Here is a 6,516-nt window from a genome sequence, read left to right on the forward strand (position 1 = left end):
CTACAACGGCGTCAAAGCAGTGCTTCACGCCAGAAGCGTAATGGCACTTGGTTGCGTTGGTCACGTTCTTCCCTGATGATCTCCTCCAGAGTGGCGAGCAGAGCCTCTGCATGCGCCCGATGGCCCAACAAACACAAGGATTTAAGGATACGTGTAATACGAAGATCATTATGACTCTGCCTGGACGCCCAGTTCTGGCTGCGCCAATTCCATTCATCCGTCTTCTTGATCACACCAGATACCTCTAGACACAAACCATAGAACCGTAGCATACGATGCATCGCGAGCATCACCCCATCTCTGACACGCTCGTCGTGCTGAAGCTCCTCGAACTCGGCACGGCTTGCGACTGGTGCATGGCCGTTGAAAGCACTTGGCTCTGTTAGCGGAAACCACCATTGGATATAGTCATGCGTGCTTTCTAGCACCTCGTCATCCCAGGCTAGCGCTTGAGCCAATGTACGATGCTGGTGATCCATGCCGCCGTAGCCTAAATAGCTCCTAATTGAATCCTTCCCGCTCGCCATGCCATTTCTCCGTTATGTTTTGCTAGCTACTAATTCCAGCACCTTGCGGATGCCATCGGACGCCACGTCCGGTGGATCATGTTTCGTCCGCTGGAAAACTACGATAGTGATCTTTTTGCGCCGCTGTCGGTCAGGGCCATAGTGAGTTGCTTCCGCCAACGCGAGCACCAGTCCCGCGAGTGCCAGCAGCGGATCGATACCACCATGCCCCGCCCCCAGTACTGGCATGACCACTTCATTGATCCTCCTGTCCGCCAGCAACTCGAACAACTCTTGCACACCGTCAAACACATAGGACATCCGGGCTGCCAACCCCTGCCCGGCCCGCTGCGTCGTTGTGGAAACCAGCACGATTGCGGCAGCATTCTTCGATGGGTCAGGAACAAAGACAGCTCGGCCTGGCCCGTGACTTTCGCCTGATTCCTCCATGGTCTTTTGCTGTAATTTTCCAGCACCAAATCGTTTCCGACACTCTTGTCTAACCAAATCCGAGAAGTTCGATGCCTCTTTGGCGCAATACCGATTGAAATACACACCTAACGCGGTCCGGCTGTCTCTGGCGCATTGCCCCTCAAAATATTCATCACAAGGCAACACTACCACCACCCCCGGCCCCATCGGATACTCTTCGATTCGCCCGGCGATAATGCAGATTTCGCTAGCACCCACACAGGCCTTGAAGCCGTGCGCACATTCCCAGACATTGCCAGGGTTGTGCTTCTGCTGCGCGATACCTTCGATGAACTTGCACAGCATGCGATGCTGAATGGCCTGATCGTCCGTCGGCTTGGCGATGGAGAAATGATCTGACAATGGCACCTTGAATGAATCGCCAAAATACGCGACCCCACTGAACGGCGGCACGACCTGTTCGAGCACGCGGAAGTGTTTAAGGATCACAAACCTGTCTTCCACCAGTTCCCGGCCATGGATCACAAGCTTACGGCGTGCCAGCACATTGCGGAAATCGCTGTTCAGATCGTTGAGCCAGGCATTGCTCTGGCAGAACACCAGAGCCTGTCCTTGGGCATGTCCCATGAATCTCGCTATGGGACTGAGCCAGTTGGCATAGGACGAGCCCAATGAAGGCGATGCAATCAAGAAGAGGCCAAGTTCCGCACTGCGCTCAACTAGTTCATCATGGCACTGCACGATATAGCGCCGGACCACAATGCCCCCCATGCTATGAGCTACGAAGATAATCTTGCGCGCCTGATCAACACCATCGAGATGCAAGCACTCTTTCAGTGCATCAACTATGTTACCCAAATCGTAGTGGCCGCTGAAGAAGCCCGTGTGATAGGTGAACTCATAGATACCAACACCTCCCAAAGCTGCGTGCCTTGAAAGTAGCTCCGGCCAATAGGTACCATTCTGATGACGCCAGCACGCTTCACCATTGGACAAAATGCCATGCACGAACACCACGGCTATCGGCGACTCAGTCTCGCCCAGCCTCTTGACCCATCTCCCTTTCACGGCCCCTCCCTAATTTCATACCGGGCAGCCATCAAAATGCGCGGTTGATCATTGCAGGCAACAACTTCCCGGCACTACCTCGCACGTTCCATGTACAGATACGATCCAGTTCGCTTCTGGCAGGGTTAATCTGGATCACTTTGTGGCCAGCGTTACGGGCGACTTCAGGAAGCTGAGCAACAGGATAGACCACACCCGAAGTACCCACCACAATCAGAAGGTCACATGAATTGGACAATTCAAATGCCCCATCAAGGATATTTACGGGCAATGGTTCGTTGAACCACACAACACCTGGTCGGATCATGCCTCCGCATTCCAGACACTTTGGCGGCGACAAGCGCCGGCCACCTTCAGGCTCATCAGGAACACCATCCGGCAATGAGTACGGATGACCACAGTCAAAACAACGCGGATGATGAAGACTACCGTGAAGATGCCGCACATCGATGCTGCCGGCCCGCTCATGCAGATCGTCGACATTCTGGGTAAACAATGACAACTGCGGTACTCGGCCGGCAAGCTCGGCGATAGCTATGTGGGCAGCATTAGGCTGCGCCGAAAGCACCTTCATGCGTCTCCATTCATACCACCCCCACACCAAAGCTGGGTCGCGCAGGAATGCTTCGGCCGTGGCAAGCATTTCGATATCAAAATTTTTCCAGAGGCCAGTTATCGCATCCCGGAATGTCGGGATACCACTTTCGACAGATATGCCCGCGCCTGTCAGCACGACGATCTTTTGCGCGCCTTGTAGCGTGGCAATCATCCTGAGATCAAAACATGTGAAGGTCATCTCCTCTCTCCATTATTTCTCTCCGAGAATTTGTCCAAATCAGTATTAAGCTATCGATTGCCTTTCAGGTCGAGCAGGGGGTGGAGCTTCGGGTCGTACAGCAAAACTCACCTACCGCTCCGCTTGGCGATTTGTACAAGAGCCTTCATCAAAGCTCGCTCATCTTGTATGGAAAGAGGAGGCCCATATAATCACCATCGGCCAACAGACAATGCAGGGCCTGTAGATGGTCTGCACACCGTGCGAGTACTTAAGGTGCACTAGTGGTCAGTGCCATCAGCAGTCGTCACTACGATGGTATGTGTCAACCCTTGTACCTTCCACCGTTATGTGACGCTTTATGCCCGAAATCTCCTCACCAGCGTCATAATCCATGTGACTAGCACTTTAGTCTCGCCAAGAAGATGTGGGCCACTTCGAGTTAGAAAAGATCCTCTACCTCCCCCATAACCAACCAATACATTTCCTGTATTTCTATAGAATACGCCATACACCTCACACATAAAAATACCCTTTTATAACACCATGCCCTGCACAGGACGCAGGGTGACTGCGTGGGTCGCAAATGGATGAATGTGATAAATTACAATTACGCATTCATCACCAGTAACCAGTAATAGCGAAACCGTTTGATTAGGCAGGTAAGCGAACTCAACTTAAAGGTATGATAGGTTTACGAAGACCTATGATGTCGGATATAGCCACGTCACGATGCATCACGAGCAAGCCCTGGTTGCAATGTCATGAATCGGCTCGCCATCGCGATAACAATAGCAATGACAATCAGCAGAACCGTGACGGAGAAAGTGGCCTGCATACCACTGGTAACCGCACTTGCTTGAGCCGCGGTAATGTCCTTGACCCCAGATGCCATTGAAAATACGGCACCCATCACAGCGGTGCCGGTGATCAGCCCTAAATTTCGCGATAGATTGAGCATGCCAGAAATCAAACCACGTTGATCTGGCGAGACACCCACCAATACGCTGGTATTGTTGGCCGTCTGAAACAAAGCATAGCTGCCAGTAATAGCTGCCATCGGCACCACATACCCCGGAATCCCCCATGTTGTGGGTAGCAGAACAAGTAGGCTAGCGCCAACGGCAATACCCACCAGTCCAAGTATTGCCATGCGTTGCGCGCCCAAGCGATCAACCAAGCGACCCGATGGTGCGGCAGTCAGCGCAGCCACCATTGGCCCTATCGAAACAATCAAACCGACAAGTGATGCTGACAGATTGAACACACGAGCGAGATAAAAAGGACCGACGATCAGCATTGCCATCAACACGGTCGAAACCAGTGTGCTGTTCACCAAACGTGAACACAGCAATTTGTCCCGGAATAATGCCAAATTAACCAAAGGTGCTTTGACTTTGCTCTCAACCCATATAAACAAGCCCACCCCTACCATTGCGCCTAGCAGCAGTAAGGTATTCAGCCAACCGAAATGGCCATGTCCCAACGTCATGGATAATGCATAGGCAGAAAGCGCTAGAGCAAGGCACACCGTACCTGCCAGATCAAATTGTGACAGTTCACTACGCCGCATTGGCTGGTCTGCCGGCAAGTGAAGATAGGCCAGTAGCAAGGTCACCAAGCCCAGTGGCACATTGATCAAAAAAATCGTGCGCCAACCCAGTGTGGCAATCAGCATGCCGCCAAGCGATGGCCCCAAAGCCGTACCAATCGACGACATGGTTCCCAGTAGTCCCAGTGCATGTCCGGTTTTTTCTTTGGGTATTGTTCCGCCGACCATTGCCATCGACAAGGCCATCATGATGGCCGCCCCCAAGCCTTGAAAAACCCGGGCAATTAACTGAATCGACAATACCGACACCATGCCACATATCAAGGAAGCCGCCGAGAACAGACCGATTCCGATCAATAACAAGCGCCGGCGGCCAATCATGTCCCCCAGCCGGCCAACACTGACAATCAGCGTGGTAATGGCTATCAAATAGGCAAGTACCACCCACTGTACTGTCTGAAACGAAACGGCAAAAACATCCGCCAAAGTTGGTAGCCCGATATTGGCAATGCTAGTCGTCAATGATGGTAATAACATCGACAACGAAAGACTCGCCAACGCCCAAAGCATGGGTGGCGACTTTCCTGAATTTTGTTCGTTACGCCCCATCTTCTGGTCATTCATCTGCTTCAACATGGCCTGCCCCTTGATTTGACGACTGCTTGTAATCAACGATATCGCCACAGCTGAATTTGCGGAAGACGCACGAATTGCATTTAATTAGTGCATATGACGCTATGCCTGATAGTTGTGTTATGGTTGAAGCATGACAACGCCTGATTTCAATTTGTTGCTTACCCTAGATGCCCTATTGACGGAAAGCAGCGTTGCCCGTGCTGCCCGGCGCTTGCATCTAAGCCCCTCGGCAATGAGCAGAGCATTGGCAAGATTGCGCGACACAATGGGCGACCCATTGCTGGTCAGGGCGGGTCGAGGCTTGGTACCCACCCCGCGTGCGCTGGAAATCCGCGATCAAGTAAGTGAATTGGTGCAAGGGATCGAAACAGTATTGCGCCCCGCAGAGAAACTGGATCTTGCACAGCTGGTTCGTACATTTTCCATGCGGACCAGTGAGGGGTTTGCTGAAACGTTTGGCCCCCGGCTCATTGCTCGTATCAATGCCGAAGCACCTGGCGTACGGTTACATTTTGTACAAAAACCAAACAAAGACAGTACACCGCTGCGGAATGGAACGATTGACCTGGAAACAGGTGTCGTCGACCTGGCCACGGCACCAGAGCTGAGAACACAAGCACTCTTTCGGGATCGTTTTATTGGTGCAGTCAGACGTGGACATCCTTTATGTAAACAGGACATTACCCCGGAGCATTTTGCAGCTGGCGGGCATGTCTATGTATCCCGGCGTGGTCTGGACAAAGGCTCCGTTGATCAAGCCCTGCAACAGATCGGACTACAACGCAGAATCCTGACCATTGTTGACGGATTTGCCACCGCATTGGCGTTGGCACGTAATTCCGACTTGATCGCGACCGTACCAGAGCGGCATACAGACAGCCTACGTGATGGGATGTATTCTTTCCCAATGCCAGTACCAACGCCAGAAATCACCATTTCAATGTTATGGCATCCACGACAAGATGCAGATCTGGCTCATCGCTGGTTTCGTGCCTGTGTCCGGGACGTGTGCACCAAGCAGATTGGGGAGCAATCAACCCTTCCAATCAACGACACAATACCGCAATGGGATGCCTCATCTTCTGAGCAGAAAGCTGAGGAATAGCGCTTTCCGCTATGCAATAGGCGAGCCCCTTGGACGTAGTTTTCTGGGCGTTAATAAATCTGGGTCCCAACATAGGTGGTACCGTACCGACCTACTCGCGGCGGTGTTCATGAGTCGTTGCAACGTTACTCCGGAATTCAAACACGAAGGCGTTAGCCTAACGGTTCAGCAAGATGCCCCTGCCAAACAGGCTGGACGTCAACGTGATCTCACCTTGGGCTACTACAATGATGAATTGGTGGATTGAGTGGTTAGGACGGTATTACTACAGTAGTGATATTAGACACTAGGGTAATTGGTATAGGAAGCTGAGTGGATTTTGTTTTGACTGGTTGTAGAAGAGTAAACGCCCTTAGGTTTGAGCTAAGGGCGTTTTTAGAGGGGTCTGGCGGTGACCTACTTTCCCACGGGCAATCCGCAGTATCATTGGCGCAGAGGTGTT

The 6,516-nt window shown here is 52.1% G+C and carries 6 protein-coding genes; 2 read left to right on the forward strand and 4 right to left on the reverse strand.

Features of this window, described 5'->3' with window-relative positions:
- Window positions 1–11 precede the first annotated feature (11 nt).
- The 4 genes from FFS57_RS08645 to FFS57_RS08660 form a co-directional block, all read right to left on the reverse strand.
- Window positions 12–479, reverse strand: a complete 468-nt coding sequence (locus tag FFS57_RS08645) for an opioid growth factor receptor-related protein (protein WP_171013766.1) — start codon at window positions 477–479, stop codon at window positions 12–14.
- Between the two features lie 60 nt (window positions 480–539).
- Entirely contained in the window at window positions 540–1,955 is a 1,416-nt protein-coding gene (locus tag FFS57_RS08650) for an alpha/beta fold hydrolase (protein WP_171013768.1), read from the reverse strand.
- Window positions 1,956–2,037: 82 nt separating this feature from the next.
- The gene (locus FFS57_RS08655; RefSeq protein WP_137937380.1) at window positions 2,038–2,802 is read right to left on the reverse strand and encodes an SIR2 family NAD-dependent protein deacylase; all 765 of its coding nucleotides are present in this window, start codon (window positions 2,800–2,802) and stop codon (window positions 2,038–2,040) included.
- Between the two features lie 706 nt (window positions 2,803–3,508).
- Window positions 3,509–4,969 (reverse strand): MFS transporter, encoded by a 1,461-nt coding sequence (locus FFS57_RS08660; RefSeq protein WP_249383946.1) that lies wholly within the window; start codon window positions 4,967–4,969, stop codon window positions 3,509–3,511.
- Window positions 4,970–5,099: 130 nt separating this feature from the next.
- Between FFS57_RS08660 and FFS57_RS08665 the strand changes: the two genes are divergently transcribed.
- Together FFS57_RS08665 and FFS57_RS25165 are read left to right on the forward strand one after the other, a co-directional pair.
- Window positions 5,100–6,074 (forward strand): LysR family transcriptional regulator, encoded by a 975-nt coding sequence (locus FFS57_RS08665; RefSeq protein ID WP_137937381.1) that lies wholly within the window; start codon window positions 5,100–5,102, stop codon window positions 6,072–6,074.
- Window positions 6,075–6,183: 109 nt separating this feature from the next.
- A complete protein-coding gene (locus FFS57_RS25165; protein ID WP_171013770.1) occupies window positions 6,184–6,321 on the forward strand; it encodes a hypothetical protein in 138 nt (45 codons plus the stop codon).
- Window positions 6,322–6,516: the final 195 nt, after the last annotated feature.

This window comes from Chitinivorax sp. B (assembly GCF_005503445.1).
GTDB lineage: Bacteria > Pseudomonadota > Gammaproteobacteria > Burkholderiales > SCOH01 > Chitinivorax.

Excerpts from the sequence above, each read along its gene's own strand:
- FFS57_RS08645 (WP_171013766.1), bottom strand. The coding sequence starts at position 479 with ATGGATCACCAGCATCGTACATTGGCTCAAGCGCTAGCCTGGGATGAC.
- FFS57_RS08655 (WP_137937380.1), bottom strand. The coding sequence starts at position 2,802 with ATGACCTTCACATGTTTTGATCTCAGGATGATTGCCACGCTACAAGGC.
- FFS57_RS08660 (WP_249383946.1), bottom strand. The coding sequence starts at position 4,969 with ATGTTGAAGCAGATGAATGACCAGAAGATGGGGCGTAACGAACAAAAT.
- FFS57_RS08665 (WP_137937381.1), top strand. The coding sequence starts at position 5,100 with ATGACAACGCCTGATTTCAATTTGTTGCTTACCCTAGATGCCCTATTG.
- FFS57_RS25165 (WP_171013770.1), top strand. The coding sequence starts at position 6,184 with ATGAGTCGTTGCAACGTTACTCCGGAATTCAAACACGAAGGCGTTAGC.